Here is a 14,921-nt window from a genome sequence, read left to right as displayed (position 1 = left end):
ATCTGGTTATAAGGATGAAGATAAAAATTTTGTAATTTTAACTTCTTGATACCTTTAAAATTCAGGCAATAATTTCTGGAAGTTGGGTTGCTGTGGTTATTATAATGGTGATTTATTTTTTTGATTTTGTTACTAGAATAGTTGCTGGTTGTTCTGGTTGTGACCCGTAGGTAGCACCATTATGTTGCTCTGGTACGCGAAGTTTAAAAAATAAATTGAGGGAAAATGTAATTGTGACTGCTAGCAATAATTTTTCAAACATGGTTTTTCTCCCACCTACAGCACTAATGATTGATTGCTACATTCCAAAGGTTCCATCAGAAAGTCCAACTATTGGCTTACAACCCCCAGAACTTTGGAGGAATGAGGTTGGCCACTTGGAGGTCTGCTGCTGGGACAATTCGCATAGTCTTAGTTTGCCCAGAGGTATTGGCAGATTTATAAGGGAAATGATAAGTATTGATAAATTTTTGATAATAGGATGATGAACACATCCAATTGCTCGGCTGGATATGTCAGGGATAAACAATAAACAATGGCAATGGTAAGAAACGAATCTGTGGGGCGGATGGTAATGTTGCTCTGTTTTGGCACAGCATTTTTATCTTTAGCTGTCCATTGGCGCATTACTACGGCGAAAGGGTACCTTGAGAAGTCTGCATCTACTTCGATGCGGCGAGATTCGACTTTAACCAATCCTAAAGGAAGCCGCCCAGAGGAAACCTACAAGAATCTTTCTCAAGTAAGTTTAGGGGAAATTGCACTGGGTGCATCTGGTCCTTCTAGTGAAGTCACCGAAGGTTCAACTGTCCGAAGTACTTCTACACTTAAGCCTTCTACTATTAAGCCTCAAACTAAGTCAAAAATAATTAAAAAAAATGTAGTTAAAGCAACTGTCCGAAGTACTTCTACACTCAAGCCTTCTACTATTAAGCCTCAAACTAAGTCGAAAATAATTAAGAAAAATGTAGCTAAAGCAACTGTCCGAAGTACTTCTACACTTAAGCCTTCTACTATTAAGCCTCAAACTCAGCCCCAAAGCATTAAGAAGAATATAGCTGAAACGGATCTACCAACAACTAAGACGCGGCTGGTGGCGCAAGCAGAAAAACAAAATCCAGTTGCGGATAGTTGGCCAAAATCTTTATGGTCTAAGGCTTCAGCCCAGCAAGTACCTTCTAATAGGCTGGCGAATGCCAAGACGCAAGTAGTGGTTGATTTAAGCGATCGCCGCACCTATGTATACGCAGAAGATGAGGTAATAGCCAGCTACCCAATCGCTATAGGTAAGAAAGGCTGGGAAACGCCTACAGGTTCTTTTCAAGTGTTCCATATGCGACACTATCCAATCTGGCGTCACCCAATTACGGGCAAAGTATTTGAGGCTGGTACGGATAGTCCCTTGGGAGACAGATGGATTGGTTTTTGGTCAGATGGACGGAATGAAATTGGCTTTCATGGCACGCCGGAGATTGACCTGGTAGGAACGGCTGTATCCCACGGCTGCTTAAGAATGCGTAATTCTGATGTTCGATTGTTGTATGAACAGGTAAGTTTAGGGACAACAGTGTTAGTACGTGATTAATTATAGAGTCATTAGTCATTAGTCATTTGTTTTAGACTAATAACTAATGACCAATGACTATTAAAATTATAATTTTTGCTCAAAGTTAGGTGCGTATGTTTGGAGTAAAGCACTAACTTGGCGTACAACTTCATTGCCAGTATTTTTGCCTAAGGCTTGTCGTTCTGGGAAGAAGTTAGGTCGATCGAGGTAACGATTAATCGCCTCACTTATTTGCTGAGAAATTAAGTCTTGAAGTTGTGCCTGAGCCGTTTGGCGCTGGAAGTTAGCACCTTCTTCTGTAGTAGCATATAGAGGTGGTAGCCGATTGAGGGCGTAAGCAGCAATATCCCCGACATCTAAAGAGCTTTCACTGGTAGCTTCAATTTCTGCGACTCGTGCGATCGCTTCCGTCAGTACCAATTCTTCCATAACGTTAATAAATTGTTTACGAGGTACCGCCACTACCTCACCAGTCAATAGTGCCCCCATCAGCCGATCAAGCGCCATATACTCTTCAATTGAGAGTTCTGAGGCGTTGTCACAGATTCTACCGACTTCTGCTTCCATTGCTGGCGTCAAATAACCATCCTGGAGAGCTTGTTCTACAATTTTTTCGATACTCATAATGCTTATCATCATTTATGTTAGCCAAGCAAGGTAGGAGCGGTATAAATCAAATTTATTTTGCCTAATTATCAGCAAAAAAACATAAATTATGCACAGACGAGATCAACTCTGTCTCTACTAGTTAACGGTCTTGGTTCGCCAAGGCGTTGGATCAACAGATTGTCCGTTTACATATAGACCCCAGTGTAAATGTGGCCCAGTGGAAGCACCTGTTGAACCTACTGTGCCAATTAGTTGGCCAGCTTTCACAAAATCACCTTCTTTAACGTTAATACGACTCAGGTGCATGAAAATACTGGTCACTCCTTGACCGTGGTCAATGCCAACTACGTTACCGTGTACCCGAAACCCTTGGGATACCCTACCTACCAAAGCAATTCGCCCAGAGGCCGGGGCAATTACCGATGAACCAGCTGCACCAGCGTAGTCAAGACCACGATGATAGTAGTCCTTTGCAAATGTACCATTATAGTAGCGACGTACACCATAGGTTGTACTTATTCGTCCTGCATTTGGCTTTAAGAATACTCCATTCCAATATTTTTCTGGTGTTTGCAATGCCTTGAAAGCTGCCACACGCTTAAGTTCATGCTCTGTGGCGCCCACTCCAGCTTTGCCGGGTGGTAAAGTAATGCGTTGTACGGGGAACTTGCGATTAAGTACATTCACTGCCAAGTTTCGTACTTGACCATCCCCTGTAACCCGAAGTGTTCTGGTTCCAGCTTTTTCTAGTGGAGTTGTGGGAATCAAGGCCCGATATTGATTGGGAGCAATTTCAAAGGCTGGGTATGTATTATTACCACTAGCTACTGTTGGATTTGTACTATTATCGGGATTATCTCGATTAATCTCCACTGAGAGTGTATCCCCTAATTTAGGATTAGTTGGAGTCACCTTTACTTGTAAAGCATCTACAGGCAATGCGAAGGTGATGGGAAGAACAGCAAATATTCCCTTTAACACATTTATTGCACGCCGATTAGCTGTCAAACTCTTGACATCAAAATCGAGCAACTTCTTGTTTGAACTACTAGCGCTATTGTCAATAATCATAGAGCTACAAAAATTCCTTGCTTGTGTTGAAAAATAGACTAGCTTATTTCTACTAGTGTTTCTAGTTCGCAATAGATGTTGTTGAAAACCATAAATGTTGGGAAATCCTCTAGAGGCTTATAGATAGAACAGGCACAGGGGGTAGGAAACAAGGAGAAATGATTTATAACTGTAATTTAGTGAATTGAGATTAATTTTAATAGCCTACATTGGCAATGATCTTAAAATTTAACTAGATTGATCACAAAAACGCTCTTGTGGCCTACCGTAGGTATCATTTGTCAGGCAACAAAAGAAACTCTAAGGGTTATAGCCATTACATAATAGTACTTGAAGGAAATCTTGGAAGCAACTGGACAGTTGTTCAACTGGACACTCAACTACACTATTCAGTTAAAGTTGGTGTAACGGAATCAGCGAGTCTGTTGCCTTGGAGGTAAGAGGGAACTTTAATAGGGCGAGCAAGATGCCTGCCATACAATAATTTTTATTGAGATATGGCGTGAAATTATAATAGGACTTACGCAAAAAAGCAGTGAAAGCCTTGATTTACCAGGGGCAATTCATGAATTGCCCCTACATTTCGTACTTGATGCGTAAGTCTTATATAAAAAGGCATCGGGAAAACCCACTCTTTTTTTTAAAGATGGGATGAGAAACGCCCCGACGCGGTTAACAGTCAACAGTCTTTCGTGTTATCCCATCCCCTTTTAGGGGTGGGATGAATTTAACAACTCTAAGCTGATAGTTTTACTTTTGACTTGAGTTTGCCATCTTCCATGTGAACAATGCGATCGGCAATGTCTAGGATGCGATTGTCATGAGTAACCATCAAAATGGTACAGGCTTGCTCTTTTGCGAGTTTTTGCATGAGATTAACTACATCTCGTCCCGATTGACTGTCAAGGGCGGCGGTAGGTTCATCCGCTAAGATTATTTGAGGATGACTAACTAAAGCACGAGCGATCGCTACTCTTTGTTTTTGTCCGCCAGACAGTTCATCAGGATAGTAATGCAAATGATTTCCTAATCCTACCTGTTCTAGCATTTGGGCTGACCTAGCTAGCATTTTTTTTAACCCAAGATTTTTGTGCAATTCCAAAGCCATTTTGACGTTTTGGAGTGTCGTCAAACTACCATGTAAGTTATGTGCTTGGAAAATATAACCGTTACGTCGTCGCGCTTGCACTAGTTGTTCAGCACTAGCACCACAAAGTTCTTGTCCCAACACCCGCAAACTACCAGATTGGGCAGAACGCAACCCACCCACTAAGGTTAGCAAGGTTGTCTTTCCAGAACCAGAGGGTCCAGTCATGATAATAATTTCACCGGCGTTAATTTCTAAGTTGATGTTAAATAAAACTTGCTTACGGAGTGAAGCGTGACCAAAATAGTGGTCGAGATTCTCAATGGAGATGACGGGAAGCATATTTGGGGGGTGGGGAGTGGGGAGTGGGGAGTGGGGAGTGGGGAGTGGGGAGTTAGGAGTTAGGAGTTAGGAGTTGTAAAAATTCTTCCCTATTCCCTACTCCCCTAGTTCTAAAACATATCAGCCGGGTCGGCGGCTTGGAGTTTGCGGGTGGCGATCGCACCGGAAATTGTACACATAATGATAGTCAACACTAGTACTTGCAATGCTCGAATCGCAGTCATATACATAGGCAAATTTGTCGCACTGCGAGTCAGTTGGTAAAGTGCTAAAGACACTCCCAATCCGGGGAAGAAACCCAGTGCTGCTAATATCAACGATTCTTCAAGCACCACACCTAGCAGGTAGTAATTGCGATATCCCATTGCTTTGAAGGTGGCATATTCTCGAACATGGGCATTAACATCGGTGGAAAGGACTTGATAGACGATAATCACGCCCACCACAAAGCCCATTGAGACACCGAGGCTGAAAATAAACCCAATTGGAGAATTTGTTCTCCAAAAGTTGTTCTCAAATTCAATAAATTCGGCGTGGGTTAAAACTTTGACATCATCTTTCAGGTAGGCTTTCAATGTTACTGCCACCTTTTTCGGGTCATAGCCTGGTTTTACCTTAATCAAACCTAGACTAACACTGCTGGACTGTCGCCCAGAAAATAGCCGCAAAAAGTTTTGATCGCTGGTAATCAGATTGCCATCAGCGCCAAAGGAAGCCCCAACTTGGAATAAGCCACTAATGGTAATTGTACGCCGTTCTATTTCGGTGGTTAGGGTTTTACCTTGGTCAATTTGAGCGATCGCTTCTTGGTAATCTCCTCTAGCACCACGATCAAACAAGGCAGCACCTGGCAGCTTGATTGTCTGCAATTGCTGGTTAACATCGGGTAAGTCAAAGGCTGGCTTATCTGGATTGAACCCGATAACTAAAACCCCTGTCTCACGGTGTGTTTGGGGATTTTTCCAGATTGTGTTGTTGAAATACATTGGTTCTGCCGACTTCACCCCTGGTATATCCATTGCTTGGTAAAGTCGCCGCCGAGAAAATGTAGACAAGCTTGGCAAGTTACGGGCTTGGGGACTGGTTAAAACAATGTCTGCTTGCAAACTGCGATGCAGTCTAGTGTTACTGTCATACAGCGCAGTCTGAAAGCCCAGTTGCATGAACATGAGAAGATCCGCAAAGGCAATGCCTGACAATGCCACTAAAAGACGGCTTTTTTCATGATTCAGTTGCAGCCATCCAAGAGGAGTTCGGCGTCGCAGTTTTTTAATCAATCCCATTATGAGGAGTGGGGGGGCAGGGGAAGCAGGGGAGGCAGGGGGAGCAGGGAAAATAACCAATGCCCAATGCCCAATTTCCAATTCATAGTTCAATTACTGCCTTAACTTGCATATTGGTTAAGGTGGCGGCTTTTCGGCTGGAGGCTTCATCAAGTCGGATGTGGACTTCCACTACTCTGTTATCGATATTGTTTGCAGGATCTGTGTTAATGACATTTTGCCGCCGCACCTGTAAGCCTTTGCGATCTACAATTCCCTGCAATTCAATTGAAAGGGAATCACCAAATACTCGCGCTTGCTGCCCTGAATGCACTTTGCCGATATCGCTTTCGTAAACTTCGGCTATCACATACATCTGCTTGGTTTGTCCGATATCAGCGATACCATCATTTGATACTAATTCGCCAGGATGGGTATGGATCTCGAATATCTGTCCATTTTGAGGCGATCGCACTTCGGCCTGTTTTAGATTGACTTTTGCCAAATTCATGGCTGCTACGGCCCGATTGACTTCTGCTTGGGCAGCTTCTACATCCACTCCGCGCACTTCGGCAATTTCATCAAGTTTTGCTGTGGCTTCTTTTACCTGTTGTTGGCTAGTTGATTGGGTACGATTTAACTGTGCTTGTGCTTCTTGCAGGTTTTTTTGGGCGGTTTCCAAGTTTAAACTCTTGCTATCCCGTTGGGAAGCGGAAATTGCGCCCTGTTGATATAGTTGCTGATAGCGTTCGTCTTCTGTTTGGGCGTTACGCACTTCGGCTTGAAATCGTTCAATTGTTGCTACTTGGGCATTAATATTGCCTTGGCGTTCTGCTTCTAAGCGAGCGATCGCAGCTTTTTGGGCGGCAATTTCACCGCGTTTAGCACCTGCTTGGGTGCGGTTTAGGTTTGCCTGGGCTACTTTTACTTGTTCCTGCGCCTCATCTAATTCTGCTTGCAAGCGATCGCGGCTATTCAAAATCGCAATCACCTGTCCTGCTTTTACCTTATCCCCCTCCTTCACTAACAACTTTTCTACCCGACTTCCTTCCGCAGACACCGCAGCAGAAAGTTTAATTACCTTTCCCTGTGGTTCAATCCGCCCTAAAGCTGTTACCGTTTTTAACTGTGGTAATTGTGTTGCTGGCACTTGTGCCTCTGGATTTGCATAATTTTGCCAGCGTTTTACTATATAAAAACTTATTCCGCCAACCAATAAAGATGCAATTATACCTATAGCAACGGATGGACGCAGAATAAGCTTAGGGAACGTTCTGTACCCTAGCTTTGAGTTTCGCACCATAGATTACCTCTTAACTAGCGGCGCAGAAAAAACTAAATAGTTATTGTTATTTTTTTGATTCAGAGTTCATAAAAAATTGAAATTGTTGATACAGCAGTTTGTTTTTTAAGTGAGTTACAAAATGCTCGACTCACACATCATACATAAAGAGTTTCTACCTCCTGCCTCAAAACCGGGAGTTTTATACTTCATGCAGATGAGAACTGTTGTAATTTACCAACTTACTGCAATTTAGCCGACTAGGATAATAACAAATCATTCTCCAATATTAAGAAATTTATGTTCCTAACGAACTACTTTTGTTTTTTGAAAGTACTCAGATATAGTAAACGGGTTCAAAGATGTGGGTTGTAACAGTGCCAACAATTAGAGACAAATTAATCAAAAAAAATATTTTTTATGAAATACTAATAAATTGCAATTCTTAAAAGATGTCTTTCAATTTTATATTTATATAACTTTTAGTGATATATTTAACTCTTAAAATTTATTCTCCTAAAGCGTCTAAACAAACAAAACCCGCTTGTGCGGGTTGTTAGAACAAGGGGCTTAATTTGACTGAAACTGAGCTTTTTATTACTTCCAGTGTTTGGGTATTTTAAAATTTTCCGGTAGGATTGTTGTGCGATCGCCAATTGCCGGTTCAATCTGCTGTAATTCAAGGTTTTCACATCCGCTGAAGTTTGCTCTAGAGAGGTTAGCTTCTTGGAAGTTAGCATATTGCAGGTTAGCTGTACTGAGTAATACAGCTTCTAAGTTGGCTCCAGCAAGTTTTGCGTTTTGCAAGTTACTACCAATCAGGTTTGCATCTTGAAGGTTGCTATCCTCAAAGTTTGCTCCTTCCAAGTTGGCATCACACAGGATTGCTCCTTCTAAGTTTGCACCGCAAAGGATTGCTCCTTCTAATTTGGCATCACAAAGGATTGCCCCTTCCAAGCTAGCATCATAAAGGATTGCCTGCGAGAGGTTCGCTTTTCTGAGGACTACGCCTTGGAGATTGGCTTCTGGGAGGATTGCTTTTGAGAGGTTGGCTTCATAGAAGATTGATCCACAAAGATAGGTTATTGATAAGTCTGTCTCCGAGAGATTTGCTCGCGTAAAATTGATCCATTGCAAGTTAGATCCTGTAAGGATTGCTTTTGAGAGGTTGGCTTCTGTTAAGTCTGCATTACTGAGGTCTGTATTGCGTAAATCTAGTTTCTGATTTACCGGATCTTTATGTGAATCGCGTCGTCCAATGACAGTTAAGGCTGTTTGAATATCTGTAGGAAGTTTTGATGACTCCTCTAAATCGTCCTCATATTTATGACTCACTGGAGCATTCTCGCGGATAAACGCAGCGAGAATTTCCATAATTGTCCAATGGTCTTTGTGAGAATCTTTGGCAATTCTTTCTAAAGCATAAATTGCGGCAAACCGCGTTTCAATTTTTTCATTTCCTAACTGTTCAATTGCTTTAGAAAAACGTTCTGGAACAATTTCTTCTATAGTTTGTTGGGTGTTTTTAATGCCAGTTTCGATATTGTTGTCCCAACCTAGTGCCCCAAAAAGAAGTTTGGTTAACGCACTCTGATTGCCACCAAAAGAGAGTCTGGAAGTATAGTAAGCATTAATTATTAATGCTAATCCTCCAATCATTATGGCAATAGTTGTTAATGCTTGATTAATATATTCTATTTTTTCTTGATTTGGAAATCCTTGAATATTTTCAAAGAATGAGAAAATTAGAGTTAATGTGAAAATAAATATAATTGAGACAAATACTAACAAAGTCGTGAATCCATTTGTCTTTATGAGAGATATGTCATAAGTCTTCATATCTGGCTCCTTTCCGAAGTGAATTTAGGTTGATTTTAAGAGTATCTATAGCGTTATGATAGAGTACAAACACGTAACTACTTGATAGCTCCTTAAATCTATTTCATAGAAATTATCTATAAAATTTTTGATAACTTGATTTTTCAACCATTTCAAATATTCTCTAAAATGTAGTGGTTAGTGATAGAGATACAGCATTGTTATGCTTACAGGAAGGCTATTCCAGGCAATTGAAACGTTTGTATTATCTGTAAATAATAGTTTAAAATCTGTAACACTAACGAGGTTCATCTAATTATTCAGGTTGTCACGAACACTTAAGTAGATTGGACTAAATTAGAAATCGCCATGAGCAATTCGTCTGGTGCTACAGGTTTAACGATGTATTGTTGAAATCCTGCTTTTAGCGCTTGTTGCTGATTGATTTCACCTGCATAAGCAGTCAGAGCGATCGCTGGAATCTGCTTTTCCCCTATTTCTGCTTCTAGAGTCCGCACCTGTTTTATCAGCATATAGCCGTTCATTTCTGGCATTCCAATATCGCTGAGTAAGATATCTGGCTTTGACTGTGTTAGCGCTTGTAATGCTTCATCTCCTGATGCTACTGTGGTGACGATCGCTCCAAACTCTTCCAGCACAAAGCTGAAAAAGTCGCGGGTATCTTCATTGTCATCTACAATCAAAACTTGTAAACCCATGAGGGAAGAGAAGGCAGAAATGGCTGTTGAGGAATCATCATTCGTGTCATTCTTGATTGTTGCAGCTTCCTTGAGCCGTGGTAACTTAACTGTGAAGATAGCTCCTTTGTCCTCACCAAGACTTTCAGCGCAAATCGTTCCACCGTGCATTTCGACCAAGTGACGAGCGATCGCTAAACCTAATCCTAGCCCACCAAACTTTCTAGTTGTTGTACCGTCACCCTGACGGAAATAGTCAAACACATGAGGTAGGAAGTCAGAATCAATACCTTTACCTGTATCGCTCACAGTAATCTGCACTTGAGTGTCGATGCACTCCAATCGCACATTTACTTTTCCCCCAACCTCTGTAAACTTGACAGCATTTGATAACAGGTTCCAGAGGACTTGCTGTAAACGAGTCGAATCACCCAAAACTTTCCCCTGTGGATCAAGCGCCGTCTCAATCTGAATAGTTTTTGCCTCGGCTGCCAAACGCACTGTTTCCATTGCAGATTCAATAATGAATGCCAGATTGACTGGCATCATGTTGAGGTTGAGTTTGCCTTGGAGAATGCGAGAAACATCCAGCAAGTCTTCAATTAGTTGAGCTTGTAATTTGGCATTGCGTTCAATAGTTTGAAGGGCTTTTTGGAGCGATATCTCATCAAATTTACGGCTCTGCAACAGTTTTGCCCACCCGATAATCGGATTCAGTGGCGATCGCAATTCATGAGAAAGTACTGCTAGAAACTCATCTTTGATTCGGTTAGCAGCCTCTGCTTCTGCCCTAGCTCTTTGCTCAAGTTGCAAAAGGCGATCACGTTCTGATTCGGTGCGCTTGCGATCAGTGATATCAGTTAGCATAGCGATCGCGCCCAAGAAATCGTTTTGTTCATTCAAAATCGCTCTAGCAGAAATCAGCGTCCAAATGTAAGAACCATCCTTGCAGCGCAATCGAGCTTCTTTAAGATCGCTACCTTCTTGCTTATGCCACTCCAGTTTCTCTTGGGCTGCTACCCCATCAACCTGATCTATAAAATAAAACATAGAACGACCGAACATTTCTTCTGCCGGATAACCCAACATCTCACAGAGGCGTTGATTCACAAACTCTGTTCGTGATTGAGAGTCAATCGTCCAGATTCCTTCATAAGAGGTATCAACAATTCTGCGATACTTGGCTTCACTCTTCTGTAACGACTCTTCTGCTTGCTGGCGCTTCCGGCGCTCCTTGGCTTCCCGCAATGCCCGCTGCACTGAGGGAACTAACCGTCCTAATCGTTGTTTTAATACATAATCGGTTGCACCATTCTTCAGGGCTTCGATCGCTAATTCTTCACCCAACGCGGCAGAGACAAAGATAAAAGGAACCTCTGGACAGTGATTTCGGGCAATTTCTAAAGCAGAAATTCCATCAAAAGATGGCAGCGCATAATCGGCAAGAATTAAATCGAAAGTTTCTGTTTCCAAAGCAGCCAGGAAATCAGCGCCAGTTTCAACTCGTATTAATTCACAATTAATTCCCCCTTCGGTTAACGTTGTTTCGGCAAGCTCCGCATCTAACAAACTGTCTTCCAAAAGCAGGAAACGGAGTAGATTCATCAGTTCTTCTCCTGTTGACGATGAGGTGCTGGAGGTAGAGCGCCAACAGGAGGCTGATTAATGATTGCCCAAAACAGTCCTACACCCTTGATAGCATCGGCAAACTCATGGTAATCAAGAGGCTTGACGACATAGGCATTAACGCCTAACTCATAGCATCGAACTAAGTCTGGCTCCTCACGAGAAGAAGTTAGCACTACGACTGGAATCACTCGCATTATTGGATCAGATTTGAGTTCTGCCAACACTTCTAATCCATCGATTTTAGGTAGTTTCAAATCGAGCAAAACCACAACTGGATGCCCCTCCATCCGCAACCTAAACAGCCCCCGGCGATAGAGGTAATCTAGTGCTTCCTCTCCATCACGCAGTACCACCACTTCGTTGGCGAGATGATTTTCTGATAAAGCGGCCAATATTAATTCTGCATCATTGGCACTGTCTTCAATCAGCAGAATTCGCTTAAGTTCTTTCATTGCCCTCCTTTTTCGACAACTTAGGTAGTGAAAAATAGAAGGTGGCTCCACTGTCAACTATAGCCTCTGCCCAGACTCGACCATTATGCCGATGAATAATGCGTTGCACGTTTGCCAATCCAACACCTGTGCCTTCAAATTGTGGTTCGCTATGCAGGCGTTGAAATACTCCGAATAATTTGTGAACATATTGCATATTAAAGCCTACGCCGTTATCTTGTACAAAAAAGACAACTTCGTTTTCATTGTCAGTACTGCCAACAGTAATTTCTGTTGGGTTTCGAGTCTGCGTATATTTTACGGCATTGTCTATGAGGTTGCGAAGGACGAGCCGCAGCATGGAAGGGTCACCTTGCACTTCTGGCAGTGACTCTATGTGCCAATTGATTGTGCGTCCTGGGATTTGGATTTCCAAATCGCGTTTTATTTCTTCTACCAGTTGCTCCATATTGATATCGATGTAGCGCATTTCGGTGCGCCCCATGCGAGAAAATGTGAGCAACTCATCTATTAGTATTCCTGCTTGTTTGCTAGTTTCTGCAATTATTTTTAAATAACGCTGACTTGTTTCATCTAATATAGTTGTTGAGCTATGCCGTTTTTGAAGCAATTCTATAAATCCGGCGATGTGGCGAAGCGGCGATCGCAAGTCGTGAGAGACTGAATAGGAGAAGGATTCGAGTTCTTTATTGGCGGCTTCGAGTTGGGCTGTGCGCTCTTGAATCCGTTGCTCTAGCATTTCGTTGAGTTGTTGCAAGGCGGCTTCGGCAACTTTGCGATCGTGAATGTCGCTGGCAACGCCCACCCACTTGATAATCTGTCCAGCTGCATCTCGAAATGGCAAACCCCGCACAATATGCCAACGATAGCTACCATCAGAAACTCGACGGAAGCGAATTTCTGCTTCGTAGTTTGTAGCTTTAGTAACAGCCTGCATCGAAGTTTTAAAGACGCGATCGCGATCATTAGGGTGAATGATATCAATCCAGCCATACCCAGCCGTCTGCTCCATTGTCAATCCACTGTAATCAAGCCAGTATTGATTGCAATAAGTAATACCACTACGGCTATCGCCCATCCAAATAGCCTGGGGCGAAACTTCTGTTAAAATTCGGTATCGCTCCTCGCTATCACGTAGCGTTTCTTGTGCCAGATTGCGATCGTGGATATCAACACAAGAACCGATATAGCCGAGAAACTCTCCTGTTGGTGCAAATCGAGGCACACCAGTATCGAAAAGCCAACGATATTCGCCATCATTGCGTCTGAGGCGATATTCCATTTGAAATTTTTGTCGGGCATCAAAGGCATTGGTGTATGTATCTAAGCAACGCTGAAAATCATCGGGATGAACGCCTTCAGCCCACCCATTGCCCATTTCTTGCTCTAGAGTCCGCCCGGTAAAATCTAGCCAGGGTTTATTAAAGTAGTTACAAAGTTTGTCAGTGCCAGACATCCAGACTAGTACAGGGGCGGTGTCTGCAAGGTGGCGAAAGCGGGCTTCACTTTCACGCAACGCTGCTTTTGCCTGCTGCTGTTCGCTGATGTCAGTGATTAACGCCGCATACCCTTCAACGGTTCCCTGTTGATTCAACTGGGGAACACAAATAGCATTAATGTAGCGTGTGCCAGCATCTTTATAAGGAACTTGACTTTCATAAGTGACCTGCTCTCCTGCAAGTACTCGTTCCACGTATGGACGAACTACTTCATAAGCGGATTCACCTAAAACTTCCCAAAGATGCTTTCCATAAACTTCTGCTGTCGAATGCCCAAACCATTCTTCATAGGCTCGGTTATTGAAGCGGTAGCGTTGTTCTGAATCTACAAAGGAAATCAAAACTGGCAACGTATCTGTAATTAAGCGAAGTTCCGTTTCTCGTTGCCGCAGTGCCTCTTCGATGCGCTTGCGGTTGGTGATGTCTCGCCAGCAATTGATTGCACCGATAATTTGACCTTGGGAATCTCGGACTGGTACTACATTAGCGATCGCTGTAATCCGGGTTCCATCTGGACGTTCAATGATGCATTCTTCGTCGCGGATTGTTTCACCGTAGCGCGTAGCACGATATAAAGGCAATTGCTCTAGGGTAAGGCGCGTTACACCATCAGTCAAAAACAGACCAATGGACTGAACGTAATTACCAGAAGTCATGCCAACGAGGGATTCATCAGGTCTACCCAAAAGCTCTTGCGCGAGTTTGCTGTTGGCGATGATCTGGAAATCAGGGGGGCCGTCGGTGATTGTAATTCCCTCTGGGACGTGTTCTAAGAGCATTTGCAGGATGCTTTGGGAAACTTCTGCTTGTTTGCGATCGCGCAGCGCAGCTTGCTGTTCGCGTAGCGCAGCTTGCTGTTCGCTCAAGTCAAGAACAAAACCAATGATTGTCCGATCTCCCTGCTTGACAAAGCCAATTAAGACGGGAACTTGAGAGCCGTCTTTGCGGATGTATTCTTGCTCAAAGGGCTGACAACTCCCAGTAATTCTGAGTTCTTCAATTGCTCGTTCACTCACCTCAATGTATTCGGGTGGAGTAATCTCGCCCCAGCGAATTCTACCAGAGCGCAAATCCTCGTGTGTATAATTGAGCATTTGCAGAAAGGCATGATTGGCTTCCATGATTAAGCCGTTGAGATCAGCCACAAGTACCCCAATAATATTGGACTCTGTTAAGCGACCAAACCTTGCCTCGCTTTCGCGTAGTGACTTCAGACTTGCCTCAGCTTTCCGTTGAGCTATGCGGCGTGATTCGTTGAGCAAGCTGATTAACCCTGCTGTCAGCATGAACACAAGCAACGGGACTAAAAAGTTGATATTTATAATGTTTAGCGAATAAACTGGCTTAAAAAAGAAGTAGTTGATTGCCAAAGTAGACAAAACAGTGGCAAGTAACCCCGGTCCCAAGCCACCGTACCAGGCACTCACCATCACCGCAGCAAAAAACAGCGCCGCAGGTGTTGGCGTGAGGTATGTTTTGAGCAGCAGAGTTGCCCCCAGTGCTAAGGCAACGGATAGCAAAGCAATAACATAGTGTAGCAGTAGCTCTCTACTGCCAGCAAAAATGTTTTTAGATTTCGATGCCCTCACTTGATGAGCCATAACC

Annotated in this window: 11 protein-coding genes; 1 reads left to right on the top strand and 10 read right to left on the bottom strand. The window is 43.1% G+C overall.

The genetic code is table 11. From position 1 onward, the window contains the following. Window positions 1-112: 112 nt before the first annotated feature. Window positions 113-262 (bottom strand): hypothetical protein, encoded by a 150-nt coding sequence (locus H6G96_RS01830; RefSeq protein WP_190909653.1) that lies wholly within the window; start codon window positions 260-262, stop codon window positions 113-115. Between the two features lie 690 nt (window positions 263-952). Here H6G96_RS01830 and H6G96_RS42800 point away from each other — a divergent pair. Next, window positions 953-1,585: a L,D-transpeptidase gene (locus H6G96_RS42800; RefSeq protein WP_347242166.1), complete on the top strand. Its 633-nt coding sequence runs from the start codon at window positions 953-955 to the stop codon at window positions 1,583-1,585. A gap of 66 nt (window positions 1,586-1,651) precedes the next feature. Here the strand turns inward: H6G96_RS42800 and H6G96_RS01815 are convergent, their stop codons facing one another. The 9 genes from H6G96_RS01815 to H6G96_RS01775 form a co-directional block, all read right to left on the bottom strand. Beyond that, window positions 1,652-2,191 (bottom strand): late competence development ComFB family protein, encoded by a 540-nt coding sequence (locus H6G96_RS01815; RefSeq protein WP_190909652.1) that lies wholly within the window; start codon window positions 2,189-2,191, stop codon window positions 1,652-1,654. 120 nt (window positions 2,192-2,311) lie between these two features. After that, window positions 2,312-3,247, bottom strand: coding sequence for a M23 family metallopeptidase (locus H6G96_RS01810; RefSeq protein ID WP_190909651.1), 936 nt, complete (start codon window positions 3,245-3,247; stop codon window positions 2,312-2,314). A 736-nt stretch (window positions 3,248-3,983) separates the two neighbouring features. Next, window positions 3,984-4,676, bottom strand: a complete 693-nt coding sequence (locus H6G96_RS01805; protein ID WP_190909650.1) for a DevA family ABC transporter ATP-binding protein — start codon at window positions 4,674-4,676, stop codon at window positions 3,984-3,986. 110 nt (window positions 4,677-4,786) lie between these two features. After that, window positions 4,787-5,959: an ABC transporter permease DevC gene (gene devC / locus H6G96_RS01800; protein WP_190909649.1), complete on the bottom strand. Its 1,173-nt coding sequence runs from the start codon at window positions 5,957-5,959 to the stop codon at window positions 4,787-4,789. Window positions 5,960-6,041: 82 nt separating this feature from the next. Beyond that, window positions 6,042-7,241, bottom strand: coding sequence for an ABC exporter membrane fusion protein (locus H6G96_RS01795; protein ID WP_190909648.1), 1,200 nt, complete (start codon window positions 7,239-7,241; stop codon window positions 6,042-6,044). A gap of 576 nt (window positions 7,242-7,817) precedes the next feature. Beyond that, on the bottom strand, window positions 7,818-9,059 hold the full coding sequence (locus H6G96_RS01790) for a pentapeptide repeat-containing protein (protein ID WP_190909647.1): 1,242 nt from the start codon (window positions 9,057-9,059) through the stop codon (window positions 7,818-7,820). A 317-nt stretch (window positions 9,060-9,376) separates the two neighbouring features. Then, entirely contained in the window at window positions 9,377-11,341 is a 1,965-nt protein-coding gene (locus H6G96_RS01785) for a response regulator (protein ID WP_190909646.1), read from the bottom strand. Beyond that, the gene (locus H6G96_RS01780) at window positions 11,341-11,817 is read right to left on the bottom strand and encodes a response regulator (protein WP_190909645.1); all 477 of its coding nucleotides are present in this window, start codon (window positions 11,815-11,817) and stop codon (window positions 11,341-11,343) included. Before H6G96_RS01780 ends, H6G96_RS01785 begins: the two co-directional genes overlap by 1 nt. Continuing rightward, complete coding sequence (locus H6G96_RS01775; RefSeq protein WP_190909644.1) at window positions 11,804-14,917, bottom strand: PAS domain S-box protein; 3,114 nt, start codon at window positions 14,915-14,917, stop codon at window positions 11,804-11,806. The genes H6G96_RS01780 and H6G96_RS01775 overlap by 14 nt, the downstream gene beginning before the upstream one ends. Between the last annotated feature and the right edge of the window lie 4 nt (window positions 14,918-14,921).

This window comes from Nostoc sp. FACHB-892 (assembly GCF_014698795.1).
Lineage (GTDB): Bacteria > Cyanobacteriota > Cyanobacteriia > Cyanobacteriales > Nostocaceae > Nostoc.
Note: the sequence above shows the minus strand (reverse complement) of the source record. Positions and strands in the feature narration are given on the sequence as shown.

Coding starts and splice junctions, on each gene's coding strand:
- devC (WP_190909649.1), bottom strand. CDS start 5,959: ATGGGATTGATTAAAAAACTGCGACGCCGAACTCCTCTTGGATGGCTG.
- H6G96_RS01790 (WP_190909647.1), bottom strand. CDS start 9,059: ATGAAGACTTATGACATATCTCTCATAAAGACAAATGGATTCACGACT.
- H6G96_RS01780 (WP_190909645.1), bottom strand. CDS start 11,817: ATGAAAGAACTTAAGCGAATTCTGCTGATTGAAGACAGTGCCAATGAT.
- H6G96_RS01815 (WP_190909652.1), bottom strand. CDS start 2,191: ATGAGTATCGAAAAAATTGTAGAACAAGCTCTCCAGGATGGTTATTTG.
- H6G96_RS01805 (WP_190909650.1), bottom strand. CDS start 4,676: ATGCTTCCCGTCATCTCCATTGAGAATCTCGACCACTATTTTGGTCAC.
- H6G96_RS01795 (WP_190909648.1), bottom strand. CDS start 7,241: ATGGTGCGAAACTCAAAGCTAGGGTACAGAACGTTCCCTAAGCTTATT.
- H6G96_RS01775 (WP_190909644.1), bottom strand. CDS start 14,917: ATGGCTCATCAAGTGAGGGCATCGAAATCTAAAAACATTTTTGCTGGC.
- H6G96_RS01810 (WP_190909651.1), bottom strand. CDS start 3,247: ATGATTATTGACAATAGCGCTAGTAGTTCAAACAAGAAGTTGCTCGAT.
- H6G96_RS01785 (WP_190909646.1), bottom strand. CDS start 11,341: ATGAATCTACTCCGTTTCCTGCTTTTGGAAGACAGTTTGTTAGATGCG.
- H6G96_RS01830 (WP_190909653.1), bottom strand. CDS start 262: ATGTTTGAAAAATTATTGCTAGCAGTCACAATTACATTTTCCCTCAAT.